Raw genomic sequence first — 17,687 nt, forward strand, 5'->3', positions numbered from 1 at the left:
AGGTGAAGGTATACAATTGACCTAACAAGCGTTTAGCGCAACTTTGAAAACAGTCCGTTCGTAAGGTACACTATGCAGCTCAATACTTCCATTCATCCGCTCCACCAGCCGCTTGGTAATAGTCAGCCCGAGACCACTGCCCTGATAGAGACGATTACGGGAATCCTCCAGTGTATACATGCGTTCAAATACACGGCTGTGCTCCTGTTCAGGAATGCCCTTGCCTCGGTCCCAAATGCTAAGTGTCACCTGCTCCCCTATTGAATAGTCGAGTGAAAGACCAAGTACCTTGCCATCTGCTCCATATTTCATGGCATTGGTGATCAGATTATCCAACACTCGATCCAGTGCTTCCTCATTACCTTTCACGAAGACATCATTTTCCGGAATCGACAGTTCCACTTGCAGACCCTGATTCGTTAGCATTTCATAAAAAGAGAGTATTTTCACACGGCATAATTCGCTCACATTGACCCTGGTCAGTGCAAGCTCGGTATCTCCAGACTCCAGCTTCGCCAGGTCAAAAAAGGAGTGAATCAGACGCAGTACCTCCTGCGCCTTATCCTGGATTTTTCCAGTCATGATTATCCGTTCCTGATCTGTTAGGGAAGTGCTGTGCAGCAGCGTTTCACTATAACCGAGCACAACCGTAAGCGGCGTCTTCAGATCATGTGAAATATTGGAGAGCATGTTGCGCATCTCCTTCTCCTGATTGGCATAACCAGCCATGGCCCGATGGGTATGATCCAGCAGCTGATTCATGTCCTCAAGCAGTTGGCTGATTTGGGGGTCACTGTCAAAGACGAGCAGACGCTCAAATGTGCTTTTATCTATAATAGCGGCCAATTTCTCATGTATGTAGGTGAGATGGGTACTGCGTTTATGTAACCTTACGGTCAACAGAATGACGATAAAAGCTAATATTCCGGTAGAAAAGGCCAAGATCAACGTCATGCGGGGTCCACCTCCAGCTTATAACCGATGCCCCACAATGTTTTGATATATCGTGGATTGGATGGGTCCGATTCCAGCTTCTCGCGCAGACGCCGCATATGAACATTGATGATATTTTCGTCTCCATAATAATGATCGTTCCAGACCGAAGCGTAGATTTGAGCCTTGGTAAATACTTTGCCAGGGTGGGTGACGAACATTTTGAGAATGCCAAATTCCTTGGAGGTAAGCTTTACAGGCATGCCATCACGTTCGACCTCATACGTATCCATATCGACCACAAGTCCGCCAATTTGTATCCGCTGTGTCTTCGGAACGGCTGCAATTGCAGGTTGTGCGGTATAGTTGGCACGACGGATAGCCGCTTTAATACGAGCAGTCAACTCGATCAGCGAGAATGGTTTGCTTAAGTAATCATCTGCGCCGAATCCAAGTCCAAGGGCTTTGTCCACCTCCCCGTCCTTTGCAGACAGGATAAGCACAGGCACCAGACTGGTGGCCCGGATAGTTTGGAGCACTTCCATGCCATTTTTGTGAGGCAGCATCAGATCTAGAATGACCAAGTCATAGCCTGATTGTGATTGACTGAACTTACGTTCCGCCTCCAAGCCGTCATAGGCATAAGAGACGTCGTAACCCTCTTTTTCCAAATAAGGACCGACCATTTCACTAATTGAGCGATCATCTTCAACAAGCAGCAAGCGATAACTTGACACGAAATTCCCTCCAACATGAACGTTTTCCTTTATTACCTCACAGTTTGCATCAATTGGCAATGAAATACGAAAAACCCGGCAGGACCGCCACTTCATATTTCAAAGTGAACCTCCTGACAGGTCTCATTAACAACCTATATCGTCTCGCTTCGTATCCAGCACAATCCAATCGTTCCCGCACCTGCATGAATGCCTACCACAGGGATAAAAGGCATAATTTCCGTCTTCAAGCGAGGAAGCAGATCAGCAATCTGCTGTTTGATTGTTACGGCTTCTTTCTGATTGTTCGCATGCATGATGCATACATGCTTTACTTTCTCCATATCCACCTTGAGCACATCCAGCATGCGCTGTTTGGCCCGTTTGAACGTACGGATTTTCTCATTTACAACCACCTTGCCCTCTTCGAAACGCAAGAGCAGATGAATTTTTAACAATTGACTAAGGATCAGCTGGGTACCCGACACACGACCACTGCGGTGTAGATGCTGAAGACTGGCCGGAATGAGGTAAAATGACATGTTATCAATCATCTGCTCGATGTGAACTTTGATTTCGGATGCTGTACAGCCCTGCTTCTGCCATTCCAATCCTTGCAAAATCATCTGCCTCAGCGGATAAGCGCCTGCTCTGGAATCAATGGCGGTAACCGTCACGCCTGCGATCTCGGCAGCCTGCATCGATGTGTGAAGCGTTCCGCTAAGCGCAGTAGAGCAATGAATAGTAATGATCTCATCGTACTGGCCTTTCAATGACTCATACAGTTCAATAAATTCACCGATGGGCGGCTGTGAACTGGATGCGCGTAAAGCACCATCAAGTTTCTCATAGAACAATTCCGACGAGATGTCCTCCGTCTCCCGGTAACATTTCTCTCCAAAAACGATGCGTAGAGGTACGATGTAAATATGATTTTGCTCAGCAAACAGAGGGTCGAGTGTGCTCGTACTGTCCGTGACCCATGCAATTTTCCTCATTCCAACCTTCTCTCTTGCCGGATTGTTGAAGCTGTATCCTCAATCGTCAGGCACATGCCCGGCGGATTATTTAAAATTTGAATAGTTCATATTGTAAACGTTTGCGTTCTTCTTCCCAATTATAAAGGAATGGACAAACTGCTGTCTTGTGGCGCATTGTTGAACAGCCTCATTTCTTCCGGTATATGCCAAAAAAATGTCTTGCCTGTGAAGGAATTTATTGGTATGCTGTTGTCCTTCTCTCTTTTCGCCTTGACTGAAGTGAACGGGACCGCCGTTCAACCAACTTATCGGAGGTGTCACATGCTTTATTTCACTCTGGCTTCCAAAGCCTACTCCCGGAACCTGCAATATCGCGGGGCCCACATGGTACATAACCTGGCAAGCGCTATGTTCGGTTACATGTATGCCTGTCTCTGGATCGGTATCGGGGCCGACCACTCTCTCGGAGAATACGGGACACAGGGGATGGTCAGTTACATTGCGTTTACGCAATCCTCTCTCTGGATCTCGGGTTTTCTCACCAATGGACTTGGGATTCCACTCACGGTCAGGACAGGGCAGATCGCGCTTGATCTCATGAGGCCGGTTCATCTGTTTACCCACCTGATGGCACGTGAATGGGGGCAGATCGCCTACCAGTTCGTGTACAAAAGCATCCCAATTTACCTGCTCTTCTCCATCGTATTTTCTCTGCAATGGCCCTCAGAAGCTTCAACCCTGCTATTTGCCGCAATTGGACTTGCCGGCGCATCCTATTTATCCATCTGTATGAATTACATTATTGGCGCCACGGCGATGTGGACCACGGAGTCCTCCTGGCTGCATTGGGGCAATCACGCCATGATGAATCTGCTCGCTGGTTTCTTCATCCCGCTGGAATGGCTGCCAGACTGGCTTGAACGAATAGCCTGGTTATCGCCCTATCCTTTCCTGCTCTATGTTCCGACCCGAATCTATCTCGGTTATGCAAATGGCTCCTTGCTATGGGGAACCTTGATTTGGTGCGTCCTCATGACGTTCGTCTGTCTGGCAATCACACAGATACTGCGCCGTAAAGTGGAGGTGCAGGGCGGATGAAAACAACTTCATGGTTTACTTTATATAAAATACTCATTCGAACAAGCATCCGCAGTCGGATGCAATACAAGTTCAACTTCATGATGGCCTCCGTTCTGGCCGCATTGATTCAAATCTCCGAATTTCTGATGGTTGCCCTGGTACTGCATAAATTCGGAGCGATTAAAGGCTGGTCCCTTCATGAGATTGGTTATCTCTTCGCCATCATGACCTTATCCAAGACGCTATATCGAACGTTTGGCAATGAAGTGCATCATCTGGAAAAATATCTGGTCGACGGGGAACTCGATCAACTGTTAACCCGTCCGATGCCCGTATTGCTGGCCTTACTGCCCCAAAATTTCCGCATCATGGCTGGTGAAGTGCTGCAAGGCGGGTTTATTCTCTGTTGGTCTCTGGCAGGCATGATGCATAGCGGACAGATTGGCTGGACGGTCATCCCCTTGTCTCTGCTCGTCATCCTGACCGGAGCCGTTATTCTCTTTTCGATCGGGCTTGCCACGGCAACGCTTGGATTCTGGACCACACGCATTGAAGAGCTGCAAACCATCACCGAGGATGCGGCGCGTACGGCTGCCCAATATCCGCTGACGTTGTATCCCAAATGGATGTCTGGCATTCTGCTGACTGTGATCCCGGTGGGTTTCGTCAACTATGTTCCGTCACTCTATCTGCTTCGGGGCGAATTAGGTGCATGGGTTCTTGTTGCCATTGTCGTTGTTGCCATCCTGAGTCTGGTCGCAAGCCTGCGGTTCTGGAAATTCGGTATAACCAAATATCAAAGTACAGGTAGCTAAGGAGGGAAAATATCGTCATGACTATGATTACAGCGCGGCATCTGCAAAAGGAATTCAAAACCCCTGTGGTACGCGAGGGCCGGTTCTCCGGGATTCGCACCTTGTTCTCACGTGAGTATCTGTCCAAGGAAGCCGTTCGGGACATTAGCTTTGATATTGGCAAAGGAGAGTTTGTTGGATATATCGGCCCCAATGGGGCTGGCAAATCCACGACAATCAAAATGCTGACGGGTATCCTTCATCCGACCTCGGGAGAGGTCTTGCTCGGTGGCATGAACCCGCACCAGGAAAGACGGCGCACGGTTGGACGCCTTGGTGTCGTGTTCGGCCAGCGAAGCCAGCTCTGGTGGGATCTGCCCGTGAAGGATTCGTATGATATTTTGGCCGAGATGTACGGAGTTCGGGCCGAGGACAAAACGAAACGATTAGCCCAGTTCGCCGAACTGCTGGATCTGGAATCATTCTGGGCTACGCCTGTCCGTAAGCTCTCGCTTGGACAGCGGATGCGCGCTGATTTGGCAGCTTCCATGCTGCATGACCCGGAACTGCTTTTTCTCGATGAACCGACGATTGGACTGGATGTGAACGCAAAGCGGAACATTCGTCAATTCCTTCGTACATTAAATGAAGAGTTTGGCAAAACGATTTTGCTGACTACCCATGATATGGACGACATTGAGCAGCTATGCAGTCGGGTAATGGTCATCAATCACGGCCAACTCACGTATGACGGCTCAATCCCTTCTCTGCGCGACACCATCGGTCTGCCAACACTTATCCGGGTGACCTATCGCGGTTCGTACCATATCCCGGATGCTATTTCATCCGCCATTCAGATCACAGGGACAGAGGGCCAGATCATCACTGTGGAGGTAAACCGAAAAGAGTGGAGCACAATGGACATTCTGAAGCAGCTCGAACAATGGGGCGAGATTGAAGATGTCGAGATGAAAGAACCGGATTTCGAGGATATAATTCATCGGGTGTATTGACTGGCCTATTTAATAAGAACTGGATCAGGGCCTGTTCAGATGCCGTTACATGCCGGGAGGACATGGCGTACTGTAATAGCGGAGGTGAAGTGTCATGCTTGTTACCAAACACACCCTTGCTGCATCCAGTGCACACGCCACTCCCTATTACCTCGTTCGAGGCACGAAGCCCGGACCCGTCATCATGATTACATCGGGCGTTCACGGAAATGAAACCGCCAGCATGGCCGCTGCGCAGAAGCTGGCTAATGACTGCATGGCAGGGCGGCGAAACGTGGTTCGTGGACTCCTCATTATTATTCCACGAGTGAATCAGAAGGCTTACCGAAACAAAAGCCGAGGAAAACCAGATTTAAACCGCACGTTCCCGCGGCATACTTCTGGTAAAGCCAAACATCCGCTTGCTTCCGCTGTGTTTCGGCTTGCCCGTCAATATGGACCTGCCTGGTGGCTGGACCTCCATGAAGCCAACGGATTATCCCAACACAGCTCACAGGTACTGGGACAAACCTTGATTACCAATACAGGCAGCAAGGCTGTACCGGTATGCAAACGAATTATAGGGCGAGTGAATCGTTCGATTCCCATTCGTAACAGGCACTTCAATCTGAAGCAACACGAGTTGCCCGGTTCAGCACGAACAGCCGCAGCTCGCCTGCTTCAAGCCTGTTCGGTTACCGTAGAGACCTGCTGGAGTCTGAACCGATCAGAACGGATCAAGTATCAGACTGATATCGTGCATCATTTCCTGCGCGAAGCAGGCTTGTTTTGAATCGTGATGAATAGCTGGAAACATAAAAAACACCTTCAAAGATCTCTCTTTCGCTAGACGCATCAGAGATGATTCTTTGAAGGTGTTTATTGGTTACAGGGTTACCTTTATGAAGCTACCTTACGAATTCCCATCTTCCTTATTGATTCGGAAAGATTGAATATAATTGTGAATATCATGCTCTGGCGTCAAGAGCAACCCGGCAAGAAGTGTTTGCATCTGCTGCAGGTTATCGATATGCAGCTGGATCTCTTCAATTCGGTCACGTACGAGTGTTTTTAGTGCTTCACTCTTCATGTCCTCCTGACTGAGCAGCTGCAATGTAGCCTGTATTTCCTTTAAAGAATAACCTAACGACTGAGCACCCTTAATGAATTTGATCTTAACCAGATAATCCTCGGTGTACACACGGTATCCATTAGACGAACGACGGGGAGCAGGCAGAATGCCGCTGTCCTCGTAATACCGAAGCGTTGCCATGCTCACCCCCGTACGTTTGGCTAACTCTCCTCTTGTCATGGTTTCCATGCTGCTCCTCCACCCTTCTCCGAATTATTCGGTCTGCTTGCTGCGCAGCTTGGTGTACTTTGCATCGTAGGAGACCTCAGGGAAACGGGCTGATGGCCCTTCCAGCAAAGGTTGCTCCGATTCCCCCTTCAAGTAACGATCAAAAAATGCCAATGTATACGATCTGGTAATGTCCACATTATGCTCTGGCGTCATGCCCTTGGCAAACATCTTGGGTGAGATTAAGGAAATATCGGTAAAACTCTGATGGAAGAAGCCATCCACGGTCAGATAATACGTGTCGTTGAGACTGCTTGTCATCACCCGGTCCAAATCCGGTTCAAACTCGGGATAGAATACTTTATCCTTCTCCGTGGCGTCAGGGTCCAAGCTTTTGGCGGTTCCACCCGACATGATATACATAAACGGCTGTTTCAAGGCTGTCGTGGATACAGTCCCCCAGAATCCGCCTTCTAAACTGAGTCCTGCTTTGAAACGGCTATCCTGCGCCAGCGCTTCCGCTGTTGTCGCACCACCGTAGGAGTGACCAAAGATACCGACATGATTCAGATCAAGCTTGCCTTCGAGCAGTTGATTCGGATCATGTTTATTCCACAGGGTGAGTGTATCCAGTACAAAACTTGCGTCAGCTGCACGAATACCAACACCTTCTATATTATGTTGATATAGTTCCTCTGACGTTGGATAGTCGGGATCTGGTGCATAAGAAGCGACATGTCCATCCGGGAATGCCACTTGGGCAGAGGTATATGGATGGTCTATTCCAACGACAATGTAGCCATGGCTTACAAGTTCCTCAATCGCGGTCATACTTTGAAAACGTGCTGAGCGTACTCCAGGTGAGAACAGCACTACTGGATAATGGCTCTGTGCGGCAGATACCTCAGCGCCTTGAACAACATGTGTGGGAATCGTGTCCAGGTAACTGAACACCATCGGTGGAATTCCAAATACGAGACTGATCGCCTCCCCCAACTCGGCCGGATAATGTTCTAGCGGCAATTCTTTGGCCGCTTCCTGGTCTACAGGATACCAGACATTAATCATCAGTTCCCGCCTATCACCCGCTTCAGCCGTCTTGGTCTCTTCGCGGGATTCGTCGGTTAGCTGCTGCGAAAAGGTGCCTATGGCGAATGAACCTGTTGGCTCAGGCATCGTGAACGCAGGAAAAAAAGACGTCAACACTATTGAACCCGCACTGAGAGCCAGCACCATAATGGATGCCAAGATGGTTTTGAACCACGAACGACGTTTCGTTTTTTGTGTGTTCTGCATACGGCGTCTGGAATTCAACAGTTGAATCGCCAATCCAATCAGTAAAACAAGGGCCACGATATAGGTGGGCAGCAATTGCACTCGAAAATGATCGATTACCCCATGCAACAGTATAGCTAATGCCAGTGCCGATAACGTACCGATTCTCACTGCCCGACGTTTGGGGGCAATCAACATGACTGCTGCGTTAATAATCGTTACGATGACCAAAATCCATTCCAAAATTCTCATTGATCTTACCTCCAACACGTTTTAATACATCAAGGATAAACCTTGAAGTATACTTCAAGGTCAAGGTATTTTGATCTGAATTTCGATAAATCAAACAAACTTACAAATTTCGTTCAAATCAAAAAGAACTGTTTTGGATCAAATACATCCAAGTTAAACAGTTCTTTCTCTTTCTAACATAAATTTAAGCAAGCATTTTTGCAGAGGTCGGAAATTGGCTATACCTTCAAATCCCACTTGCGAACTTCAGTCAAGGTACATTCTCCTGAGGAAAACGCTGTGATCCCGGTGGATCCAGGCCCTGGGTAAATACGAGCTGTCATGACCTTCTCCCCACCTTGAATAAATACTTCAATCGACGAGACGTCCACAAAAATTCGCAGCTCCAGTCTACCATCATGCAGCTGCACTTCAGCAGCACGTTCCCCCCCGGGCCCGGCTCCTGCCTGATCCCGATTGAGACAAAGTCTGCGCTGCCCTACATGGTAGGAGATGACTGTCTCTTCCCCTTCTCCTGTACGCAGCTTCAGTCCGAATTGGTCTGCCCGATCTGCTTCAAAGACAGCAAACAGCTCGTATCGATCTCCTTCCATCCCCAAGTCCCGTGTGCCGTCCAAGCGGATGTCATGTTGCTCAACCTCATGCGAACGATATTGCTCCAGCTCTGGGACTGGCAGGAAGAACAATCGCTCCCCCTTCAGAACAATCTCGCGCGGCAACGTCATCGCCCCTGCCCAGTGGTGACCCTGTTGGGTTGGGATATCCGTCTCCCATGTCTCCATCCATGCTACCATAATGCGGCGTCCCTGCTCATCATCCGTTGTCTGTGGCGCATAAAAATCAAATCCGTAATCCAGCGGATGATATTGCTCATAATCCAATACGCCCCGCGATTCATCCAGTGTGCCAATCATGTAAACGGTAGAGTGTAGATTGCGATAGTTGTCCATCTGGGCCGGCATTCGCTGCGGAGACATGATCAGAATATCCCGGCCGCCGAGAGAAAACAAATCCGGACATTCCCAGTTGTCCCCGAGTGTGCCGTCACTTTGAGCGAGTATATTCACATAGCTCCACTGCTGCAGATCCGTCGAACGATACAGAAGGATTAAGCCACCGCCTTCCGTATCATTGGAACCCAGTACACAATAGTAGACGCCATTGCGTTCAAACACCTTGGGATCACGGAAGTCCTTCGGACTCGTGTGTTCCGGAATCTGATCCAGACGGATAACCGGGTTCAGGGCGCTTTTGACAAAATCCATTCCATTGTCCGATGCAGCAATATTCTGCGTCTGTCGGTAATCATTATCCTTGTCCGGTCCCGTCACGACATGTCCCGTGTACATGAGCAGCAGCTTGCCATCCTGAATGATCGCACTGCCAGAGAAACATCCTCCGCTGTCGTAGCTCTGATCCGGTGCGAGTGCGACCGGAAGATACGACCACGTGATCAGATCATGACTGACGGCATGACCCCAGTGCATGGGCCCCCATACCGGGGCATAGGGATAATGCTGATAGAACATGTGATACATTCCGTTGTAGTATACAAAACCGTTCGGATCGTTCATCCAGCCTACCTCAGGCATCAAATGATACGCCATTCGGTATGTCGGATTAACCTGTTTCCGGTGTTCCTGGATGTAAGCATCCGCCCGGGCAAGTGTATAGCTTTCCTGCGTCTGATGCTGTGTATCTGGCAATGCGCCGTCTGACTCTTGATCGTAATTCGACTTTTGTTCAAGGTCTAAATCCGTTTTAATTTGTGGGCCCTGCTTTATGTCTGAATGTTTGTTTATGTTTGTTCCCTGTCTTACGTTCGGTTCCTGATTCATATGTCTATCACTCCTGTCTCTCTACAGCAATTGGCTTCAAGCCGATTATTTAATGGACCCTTGCATCACACCCTGAATGATATACTTTTGCGCGAACAGATACACCACCAGCACAGGCAGCAGAGTCAGCACGAGACCAGCCATCAATGGGCCGTAATCGACTGTATAGGTCCCATAGAAATAAAAGGTGGATAACGGGAGCGTACGCTGCTCGGAAGAAGTCAATACCAGGGAAGGAAGCAAGAAATCATTCCAGATCCACAAGACGTTTAGCACGGCTATCGTCACGCTTGTTGGCAGCAGCACTGGCAATACGATGCGAAAGAAGGTCTGCACTCTGCCGCACCCGTCCATTAATGCTGCTTCTTCCAGTTCCAGCGGGATGCTCTTGATAAAACCATGATAGATGAATACAGCCAGTGGACTGCCAAAGCCGATGTACATGTAGATGAGCGACCATTTGTTATCCAGCAGACCGAGTGAACCGTATATTTTCACCAATGGGATCATAATGGCTTGAAAAGGAATAATCATGGCCGCTACCATCAGAAAAAAAAGATATTGGTTCAGCTTGCTGTTATGCCGTACAAAATAATGAGCCGTCATCGCTGCGAGCAGGGCGATCAGCAGTACACCTGCCACTGTAATCAGCAACGAATTTCCGAATGCCGAGATATATCCCATTTTATCAAAGGCGCTAACGTAGTTATCCCATTGAAAGGACGCTGGAAGACCCAGGGGGTCCGATGTGATGGCTTGATTGGCCTTGAACGAATTCGTGATAAGCAGCAAAAACGGAAAAATGAACAACACCAGCGCTACTATTAATGAAAGCAGCTTAGCCCATCCAAAGATTCGAGATTGTCCAGCCATTATGCCTCCACCTCCAGTTTTTTGCTGAAGTACACCTGGAGCAGTGTAATGGTGGCCACCAGGATAAACAGGACAAACGCCTCTGCTTGGCCAAGCCCGTAATCACGAGCCAGAAAGGCCTGTTCATATACATGCATGGACACCATTTCCGTGCTTTTGAACGGTCCGCCGCTGGTTAGGGAGACGTTGAGATCATAGACCATAAAGCCCCGCTGGAGTGACAGGAACACGCACACGATAAATGACGGCACCATCAGCGGCAATACAATCCGTACGAGCATCTTGCGGTTGCTTGCCCCGTCAATACTGGCCGCTTCCATCACATCCTTGGGCACATTCATCAGCCCTGCAATATAAATGACCATCATATACCCGGCATATTGCCATACGGTAACGACGATCAGGGCCCAGAAAGCTTTGTCGGGGTCTGACAGCCAAGAGGCTGCGAACAACGGGATGTTCATTTTCTGTCCGGCAAATACCAGCACCTGATTAAAAATAAACTGCCATATAAAGCCGAGCACAATTCCACCGACGAGATTAGGCAGAAAGAAGCCCGCCCGGAACCAGCCCTGCGCCTTCATGCCCCGTGTTACCGCGTAGGCAAGCAGGAATGCAACCGCATTGGTTAGTACAACCGTAATAAATACGTATTCAAGCGTCATCCCGAATGATGTCCAGAACACGGTGTCCTTGAACACGCCGACATAGTTGTCCCAACCCACAAGACTTTGCTTCACAGCAATACCATCCCAGTTCGTAAACGTCAAATAGATGCCGTACAAAAACGGAATAATCATGACGGTAGCGAACGCAAACAGCGTCGGTCCGGTAAAAATCAGTCGGGTACGCAGACGGGTCCATAATCCTTTTTCGGTCAGCATTGTCATCCTCCACTCTGTCCAAACGTATTGACTGCCGGTTGGCCTGAGATCGGAATGGCAGTTCGAAACTCCTCATCGCCCCACCTCTTGTCCCCGGCATACCATCCATTCTCTGTGTGCAACACCAGAAGCCCGGAGGGCAGCAGGTATGGAATGTTCCTCGCCTGTGCCCTGAGCGACTCTGGTTTATGTTGACGTTGAATTTATTTTACCTTGGTCCAATAGTCTTGAATTTCCTTGGCAAGTCCGCCCCGATCAATAACATCAGCCAAATATTTCTGCATGGAAGCACCCAGTTTGGACCAATGGTCGGCTGGAAGTGTGCTCATGGATTCCTCGATTTTACCTGCCTTAATGTAATCGCCAATCGACTTGCCGAGCGGATCAGCCGGTTCAAGAGTGATATTGCTGAATGCCGGAATAATGGTCGCCTGATTCACCAGGAAATCCTGACCTTTGGCTTCATAGACAATCCAGTCCAGAAATTTCTTGGCAGCTTCCTGCTGCGCAGGTGTGCTCTTTTCCTTGTCGATCAGAATGCGTTTGGATACGGCTGCCGAAATTTGCGTGTTGCCAAAATCGTCCGGATTGTTGCTCACAGGAACCGGCAGGAAGCCGTATTTTCCATCCGCTGTATCAAAGCTGTGAATTTGTGGCCACGCCCAGTTCCCCTGGAACCAGATGCCAACCTCCCCTTTGCCCAGCACTTCGGGTCCACGCTCATACGTCCCGGATAACGGGGAAGCTTTGTCGATGTTATAGGTTTTCATCAGGTCAAACGTATCCATCAGGCCATTGAAGACGGTGTTGGAAGCCAAATCCACCTTGCCAGCCTTGAGATCACTAATGAATTGATCAACCTTGGCGCGATCCGGGGACTGTCCACCGTACGCAAGCCCAAGGTAGTGGGCACCGAGCGACCAATCCATCGGAGAGACGATCAAAGGTGACTTTCCAGTGGCTGCAATCTTTTGGAACAGCTGCTCAAGCTGAGCAGTGGTCTGTACGGATTGAGGATCAAATGTGCCACCTACAGCCTGATCCAGCACTTGCTGATTGTAGATGAAACCGTATCCCTCAATGGAGAAAGGAAATGCATAGTTTTTGCCATCAAATGTGGTAGCCGATGTGCTGTTCTCGACGGCGTCCTTCATCCACTTCTCTGAAGTGAGGTCCAGAACGCGATCCTTGAATTTCTCAACATCCCCTGTATCCAGCATCATCATCGTTGTCGGGTTACCGGATGCATACAGGGCCGAGGCTTTCTCAAATGGGGATTGACCGTTGCCTACAGGCACAATCTCCAGCGTAATACCGGGATTCTCGGACTGAAAATCCTTGGCTGCCTGTTCCAACTGACTGTTAATCTCCGCTTTGGAATTCAGAAGCGTGATTTTGACATCACCGTCCGATGAGGATGATCCCGAGCCTGTTTCTGTCTTCGCACTGCCACATGCAGATAACATCACAACCATAATTAAAGATAATACCGATAATTTCATCCATTTCTGCTCTCTTTTCATCTGTCATGGCCCCCGTTCATTATTATAAAAGGAAACGCTTACAAAACAGATTATAATGTCAAAGGTTTGACATGTCAATCGTTTGACATAAAAATAAACAAATTTCCTTCCCTATCGATTTTTACAATGTATAGACGAATAGACGAATAAAAGCATGCAAAAAACGACCTTGCTCAGGTCGTCTCCCTCTCTACCAGAGTGACTGGTAAAATATGCTCCATCCCGATCTCTTCCTCAGCGATCTGGCTTCGGATCAATTCGACTGCAAGCTCAGCCATAGCCTCCATTGGCTGCCTTATGGTTGTAATGCCTGGCATCGCATAACCCGCCGCCTGGATGTCGTCATAACCAACAATTGCAATATCCTCGGGAACTTTGCGACCCTGAAGCACGATCTGCTTCAAGGCATGAATGGCCATCAGATCACTGGTTACGAACAGTCCATCCACTTCGGGATGCTCAGCAAGCAATTTTCCGACCAATTCGGTGTACTGATGCTGACTGAACACATTAAGGTCGGTTTCATGGATCATAACCGGCTGAATTCCATGTGCCTTCAGTGTGTCCGTGAAACCTGTCGTTCTGCGATTGGACAGCATTTGCAGCCCTAGATTGCCGCAGATATGCGCAACGTGTCGTCTGCCCTTGGAGAGCAGTAATTCGGCTGCCATAACCCCGCCCTGATAATTATCAGATGAGATGAACGGGATGTCGGTACCAATCTGCCGGTCCAATGTAACAATGGGAGAATGCAGATTCATGTACTCATCCACTTCGAGCGTATGGCTTCCCATAATAATTCCGTCGACCCGGTTACCCTTGAGCATTTCCACATACTCTCGCTCTTTGGAAGGGTCCATGTGTGAGTTGCACAGCATCATTTTTAACCCGTTCCGGTATGCATGATACTCAATATAATTCGCCAGTTCACCAAAAAACGGATGTGACACATCAGGAATAATCAAGCCGATGACGTTGGACTGCTTACGCAGCAGAGAACGGGCAATTTCATTGGGACGATAATTCAGTTCGTTCATGGTCTGATACACTTTATCCCGGGTCTTCTGACTGATGTAACCCCGATTGTTTAATACACGCGAGACGGTAGTTACGGAAACGCCTGCTTTGAGTGCAACATCATGAATTGTTGCCATAACAACCTCTTTTCCTACAACATTCTTCATATCTTTAATAATTATATACGTATTTCCAGCCCGGAACCAATCCCCACGCCCGTCTTCCCTTTATTCCGCCTGGATCTTCGCTCTGGGCATACTGTGCATGGCCCCATGTGTCACATGGGCCTGCACCACATACGTACCTGACTGCTCAAAAGTATACTGCACCTCATACAGACCATTCTCAACCTCGTTTGCCTTCAAAGCACCTTGTTCCTCCAGCTTGTCCTCTGTCATCATTCCTAATTCAGGCGACACTGCTGGGGCATCCTCAAGCTCATCCCAGATCTGGAATTGAACCTGATCCGCATTGCTTACCGGGACATCACCCTGAGTGAGCTTCACCTGCAAGGTCACGGGTTTATGGAGAGAAGCCTTGTCAGGGACCACAAGCTGTACTTTGATCATCTCTGGCATCTCACCAGACTGGGACTGCTCCTCATAGGAGCATCCCGTAATCAGGAGGGTCAGAATGATGAAGGGCATGAACCAACGGACTTGTCCGCTCATCAATCATCTGTCCTTTCTTATGAAGAAGATTTTGGTGTTTTGCCAATTCCCCACAGCATAACAATAATGATGATAAATGCGATCAGTGCAAGTAACGGAATGGTGATAAAACCAAACCAGTTCAAGTAATCGGTATAACACGGAACTTTACCGCACGCCACAGCATTTCCCGTAGCCGAGAAGATACGCTGAATCGTTACATGATATAACGAGATTCCGCCCCCAATGAAACTAAGCGGAAGAACATATTTGGTGATGCCCACATCATCCTTGAAGTAGGCAATGCCAAGTAAAATCGTTAACGGATACATGAAGATCCGTTGGAACCAGCACAGATCACAGGGGATGTATCCCTTGATCTCACTGAAATAAAGGCTGCCTCCAGTCGCAATGACTGATACGGCCCAGGCAATAAACAGACGGGTATCAATATGTTTTGCCCGTCGCTCAGGCTTTGAAGCTGTGTCCATCCGCTTGAACCCCCTTTTCTTGTTTGATCATACCGAATAATAATACAACATACATGACTCCAACGGGCTAGTGTTTACAATTATGTACAGTCCCCACCGCATCCTAATAAATAACATGCTGCAGTGAGGTTGCTGGCTCCCTTGATTATACCAAATATTTGAATATTTTGATGTGGCCTTTTTGCGTCCAAGTTATGCAGATTGGATTGAGGATTCACCAAGTAAGGTGAGGTGGAGCAGCTGAAAGGACAAAAAAAACTGCCGTTGGGGCAGCTTTTTTCGTTCTTCTTTTATAAATAGTAATTACATGGATTTAGTCAGTGTGATGGAACCATCTTTTTGGGTCCATTTTACATCCCAGCCAAGGAGCTCAGCGATGAAACGCAGTGGCACTTGAGTACGTCCATCTTTGTTTACAAATACAGTAGCACCAACGTTTTTCTTCACTCCGTTCACTTCCATAACGTTGTTATTCACCCAGAATTTCAGCGTATCATTACCAGCCATGACAGTTACTTGCTGTGCTTTTTTATCCCATTTCACGGTTGCACCAATCCCTTCGCTCAGGAAGCGCAGTGGAATGTAGGTTGTGTTTTTCCAGAGCATTGGTGTTGTGTCCATGTTGGTTGTTTTGTCATTGATTTTCAGCATTTTGCTGTTCAGCTGCATCCATACAGTCGTTGTATTGGTTTTAGGCATTGTCGGTGTTGTTGGTTGCTCTTGGAATTTGTCGTTGAATTGGGTCACAATTGCATTACCAAGGGCCTGACCTACACCGAACATGACTTTGAATCCTTCACGGTTTGTATCGTACGAACCTTCGTAGTTAGCCGCAACGTATTGATCCAATACTTGTTGTACTTGCTTCTCATGTGTCGTCAATGCTTGTTGTCCGGCAGCTTTTGGCAGGTTACCCGCTGTAGCGGAATCCAGGAATGACGCGAACTCCGTTGTGAATCCATCAATACGTTTCTCGACAGCTGCACGAGCTGTTGCATCATTGTTTTTAACCGCTGTTACATAGTCGCTTTGTGCATTCACGTGGTTGGTTACCCAAATTTTCTCAAACGCGTTGGCACCATCATTACCGTATATAGAAGCGATGGCTGCTTTGAAATCCGCTGTGTTTCCAGCTTCAGCCGTAACCAGTGCATTGGATGCTGCTGTGCGGCCATCATATTGCTCTTGCATTTGCAGAGCCGACAGGGCAAAGTGTTCGGAAGCCAAGTGGTTCAGTGCAGATCTCAGATCAGCTGCTGGTGTATCGGCTTTGCTGTTTCCGAATTTCTCAGGCATTTGTGTTGTGATTGCAGTAGAAAGTGCTTTACTCACGTCGAACATTTCTTTGAAACCTTCACGGTAAGCTTTGTATGCATCTGAATAGTCACCAGCGACATATTCATCAAATACATTTTGCACGAGATCTTCATGTACTTTTAAAGCATTTTTGGCTGCTGCTTTTGGCAATTTGCCTTCCGTTGCTGTGCTCAGGAATGTGGCGAATTCTTCTACGAAACCGTTGATATTATTCTGTGCCTGTTTGATTCCAGCCTGGTTACCCATTTTTGTTGCTTTCACAAGATCATCTGTATATTTGTTATGAGCGCGGAAGATCCGTTCGAATTCTTTGGCTCCTGCTTCACCGTAAAGGAAGGCGATGACCGGCTGCATATCCAGTGCATTTTGGTCGAGTGCTTTGTAAGCTGCGTCTGCATCTTTTGCTCCGTCATATGCCTTCGCCATTGCGGTTACTGCGAGTGCAAAGTGTTCGGATAACAGGTGATCCAGGCTCGCTCTCAGGTCAGCAGCAGGTGTACTGACACTTGCCTTCATAGTAGTCATCGTTGTCTGCGGTGCTGCAGCAGCCCCGACAATTCCCGGCATCAATAACGTCAAGCTCAACATCGGTGCGATAAATTTCTTCATTTTCATTTTCATTTTCATTACGTGTTCACTCCTCGGTTAGTTTTGTTTATCCTTTGTTTCCTCGTCGTCGTCTTCATAGGGTGTAACGCAGGGTCCTTCAATCTGGATCACCTCTCTGGGCAAAAAAAATTGCAGCCTCCGTCCAGGAAAGCAGCAAATACGC

Annotated in this window: 18 protein-coding genes; 4 read left to right on the plus strand and 14 right to left on the minus strand. The window is 48.2% G+C overall.

Annotated features, from left to right (window positions below):
• Window positions 1-21: 21 nt before the first annotated feature.
• The 3 genes from MHB49_RS29750 to MHB49_RS29760 form a co-directional block, all read right to left on the minus strand.
• Complete coding sequence (locus tag MHB49_RS29750; protein ID WP_405153998.1) at window positions 22-954, minus strand: sensor histidine kinase; 933 nt, start codon at window positions 952-954, stop codon at window positions 22-24.
• On the minus strand, window positions 951-1,670 hold the full coding sequence (locus MHB49_RS29755; RefSeq protein ID WP_405153999.1) for a response regulator transcription factor: 720 nt from the start codon (window positions 1,668-1,670) through the stop codon (window positions 951-953). The genes MHB49_RS29750 and MHB49_RS29755 overlap by 4 nt, the downstream gene beginning before the upstream one ends.
• Before the next feature lie 134 nt (window positions 1,671-1,804).
• On the minus strand, window positions 1,805-2,647 hold the full coding sequence (locus MHB49_RS29760) for a DegV family protein (RefSeq protein ID WP_405154000.1): 843 nt from the start codon (window positions 2,645-2,647) through the stop codon (window positions 1,805-1,807).
• 303 nt (window positions 2,648-2,950) lie between these two features.
• On the opposite strand from MHB49_RS29760, the gene MHB49_RS29765 reads away from it, so the two are divergent.
• The 4 genes from MHB49_RS29765 (at window position 2,951) to MHB49_RS29780 (ending at window position 6,288) form a co-directional block, all read left to right on the plus strand.
• Window positions 2,951-3,727, plus strand: a complete 777-nt coding sequence (locus MHB49_RS29765; protein WP_405154001.1) for an ABC transporter permease — start codon at window positions 2,951-2,953, stop codon at window positions 3,725-3,727.
• Window positions 3,724-4,524: an ABC transporter permease gene (locus tag MHB49_RS29770; RefSeq protein WP_405154002.1), complete on the plus strand. Its 801-nt coding sequence runs from the start codon at window positions 3,724-3,726 to the stop codon at window positions 4,522-4,524. Before MHB49_RS29765 ends, MHB49_RS29770 begins: the two co-directional genes overlap by 4 nt.
• Before the next feature lie 23 nt (window positions 4,525-4,547).
• A complete protein-coding gene (locus MHB49_RS29775; RefSeq protein ID WP_405157271.1) occupies window positions 4,548-5,516 on the plus strand; it encodes an ATP-binding cassette domain-containing protein in 969 nt (322 codons plus the stop codon).
• Between the two features lie 94 nt (window positions 5,517-5,610).
• Window positions 5,611-6,288, plus strand: a complete 678-nt coding sequence (locus MHB49_RS29780) for a succinylglutamate desuccinylase/aspartoacylase family protein (protein ID WP_405154003.1) — start codon at window positions 5,611-5,613, stop codon at window positions 6,286-6,288.
• Between the two features lie 120 nt (window positions 6,289-6,408).
• Here MHB49_RS29780 and MHB49_RS29785 read toward each other — a convergent pair whose 3' ends face one another.
• From MHB49_RS29785 to MHB49_RS29835, 11 genes are all read right to left on the minus strand, one after another.
• Complete coding sequence (locus MHB49_RS29785; protein WP_405154004.1) at window positions 6,409-6,816, minus strand: MerR family transcriptional regulator; 408 nt, start codon at window positions 6,814-6,816, stop codon at window positions 6,409-6,411.
• 24 nt (window positions 6,817-6,840) lie between these two features.
• Window positions 6,841-8,322, minus strand: a complete 1,482-nt coding sequence (locus MHB49_RS29790) for an alpha/beta hydrolase family protein (RefSeq protein WP_405154005.1) — start codon at window positions 8,320-8,322, stop codon at window positions 6,841-6,843.
• Between the two features lie 218 nt (window positions 8,323-8,540).
• Window positions 8,541-10,160: a glycoside hydrolase family 32 protein gene (locus tag MHB49_RS29795; RefSeq protein WP_405154006.1), complete on the minus strand. Its 1,620-nt coding sequence runs from the start codon at window positions 10,158-10,160 to the stop codon at window positions 8,541-8,543.
• Window positions 10,161-10,205: 45 nt separating this feature from the next.
• Entirely contained in the window at window positions 10,206-11,033 is an 828-nt protein-coding gene (locus tag MHB49_RS29800) for a carbohydrate ABC transporter permease (RefSeq protein ID WP_247899463.1), read from the minus strand.
• On the minus strand, window positions 11,033-11,917 hold the full coding sequence (locus tag MHB49_RS29805; protein ID WP_247899464.1) for a carbohydrate ABC transporter permease: 885 nt from the start codon (window positions 11,915-11,917) through the stop codon (window positions 11,033-11,035). The genes MHB49_RS29800 and MHB49_RS29805 overlap by 1 nt, the downstream gene beginning before the upstream one ends.
• Window positions 11,918-11,919: 2 nt before the next feature.
• Window positions 11,920-12,042 (minus strand): hypothetical protein, encoded by a 123-nt coding sequence (locus MHB49_RS29810; RefSeq protein ID WP_405154007.1) that lies wholly within the window; start codon window positions 12,040-12,042, stop codon window positions 11,920-11,922.
• 78 nt (window positions 12,043-12,120) lie between these two features.
• Window positions 12,121-13,440: an ABC transporter substrate-binding protein gene (locus MHB49_RS29815; protein ID WP_247899465.1), complete on the minus strand. Its 1,320-nt coding sequence runs from the start codon at window positions 13,438-13,440 to the stop codon at window positions 12,121-12,123.
• A gap of 173 nt (window positions 13,441-13,613) precedes the next feature.
• The gene (locus MHB49_RS29820) at window positions 13,614-14,594 is read right to left on the minus strand and encodes a LacI family DNA-binding transcriptional regulator (RefSeq protein WP_247899466.1); all 981 of its coding nucleotides are present in this window, start codon (window positions 14,592-14,594) and stop codon (window positions 13,614-13,616) included.
• Between the two features lie 90 nt (window positions 14,595-14,684).
• On the minus strand, window positions 14,685-15,128 hold the full coding sequence (locus MHB49_RS29825; RefSeq protein WP_405154008.1) for a FixH family protein: 444 nt from the start codon (window positions 15,126-15,128) through the stop codon (window positions 14,685-14,687).
• 17 nt (window positions 15,129-15,145) lie between these two features.
• Window positions 15,146-15,598: a disulfide oxidoreductase gene (locus MHB49_RS29830; RefSeq protein WP_405154009.1), complete on the minus strand. Its 453-nt coding sequence runs from the start codon at window positions 15,596-15,598 to the stop codon at window positions 15,146-15,148.
• 303 nt (window positions 15,599-15,901) lie between these two features.
• Window positions 15,902-17,542 (minus strand): copper amine oxidase N-terminal domain-containing protein, encoded by a 1,641-nt coding sequence (locus MHB49_RS29835; RefSeq protein ID WP_405154010.1) that lies wholly within the window; start codon window positions 17,540-17,542, stop codon window positions 15,902-15,904.
• Window positions 17,543-17,687 lie beyond the last annotated feature (145 nt).

It is taken from the genome of Paenibacillus sp. FSL K6-0108 (assembly GCF_045040695.1).
Taxonomy (GTDB): Bacteria; Bacillota; Bacilli; order Paenibacillales; family Paenibacillaceae; genus Paenibacillus; species Paenibacillus pabuli_B.

Bases quoted from the DNA above. Each gene is read 5' to 3' on its own strand.
- MHB49_RS29750 (WP_405153998.1), bottom strand. From the start codon at position 954: ATGACGTTGATCTTGGCCTTTTCTACCGGAATATTAGCTTTTATCGTC.
- MHB49_RS29760 (WP_405154000.1), bottom strand. From the start codon at position 2,647: ATGAGGAAAATTGCATGGGTCACGGACAGTACGAGCACACTCGACCCT.
- MHB49_RS29765 (WP_405154001.1), top strand. From the start codon at position 2,951: ATGCTTTATTTCACTCTGGCTTCCAAAGCCTACTCCCGGAACCTGCAA.
- MHB49_RS29770 (WP_405154002.1), top strand. From the start codon at position 3,724: ATGAAAACAACTTCATGGTTTACTTTATATAAAATACTCATTCGAACA.
- MHB49_RS29775 (WP_405157271.1), top strand. From the start codon at position 4,548: ATGATTACAGCGCGGCATCTGCAAAAGGAATTCAAAACCCCTGTGGTA.
- MHB49_RS29780 (WP_405154003.1), top strand. From the start codon at position 5,611: ATGCTTGTTACCAAACACACCCTTGCTGCATCCAGTGCACACGCCACT.
- MHB49_RS29785 (WP_405154004.1), bottom strand. From the start codon at position 6,816: ATGGAAACCATGACAAGAGGAGAGTTAGCCAAACGTACGGGGGTGAGC.
- MHB49_RS29790 (WP_405154005.1), bottom strand. From the start codon at position 8,322: ATGAGAATTTTGGAATGGATTTTGGTCATCGTAACGATTATTAACGCA.
- MHB49_RS29795 (WP_405154006.1), bottom strand. From the start codon at position 10,160: ATGAATCAGGAACCGAACGTAAGACAGGGAACAAACATAAACAAACAT.
- MHB49_RS29800 (WP_247899463.1), bottom strand. From the start codon at position 11,033: ATGGCTGGACAATCTCGAATCTTTGGATGGGCTAAGCTGCTTTCATTA.
- MHB49_RS29805 (WP_247899464.1), bottom strand. From the start codon at position 11,917: ATGCTGACCGAAAAAGGATTATGGACCCGTCTGCGTACCCGACTGATT.
- MHB49_RS29815 (WP_247899465.1), bottom strand. From the start codon at position 13,440: ATGAAAAGAGAGCAGAAATGGATGAAATTATCGGTATTATCTTTAATT.
- MHB49_RS29820 (WP_247899466.1), bottom strand. From the start codon at position 14,594: ATGGCAACAATTCATGATGTTGCACTCAAAGCAGGCGTTTCCGTAACT.
- MHB49_RS29825 (WP_405154008.1), bottom strand. From the start codon at position 15,128: ATGAGCGGACAAGTCCGTTGGTTCATGCCCTTCATCATTCTGACCCTC.
- MHB49_RS29830 (WP_405154009.1), bottom strand. From the start codon at position 15,598: ATGGACACAGCTTCAAAGCCTGAGCGACGGGCAAAACATATTGATACC.
- MHB49_RS29835 (WP_405154010.1), bottom strand. From the start codon at position 17,542: ATGAAAATGAAAATGAAAATGAAGAAATTTATCGCACCGATGTTGAGC.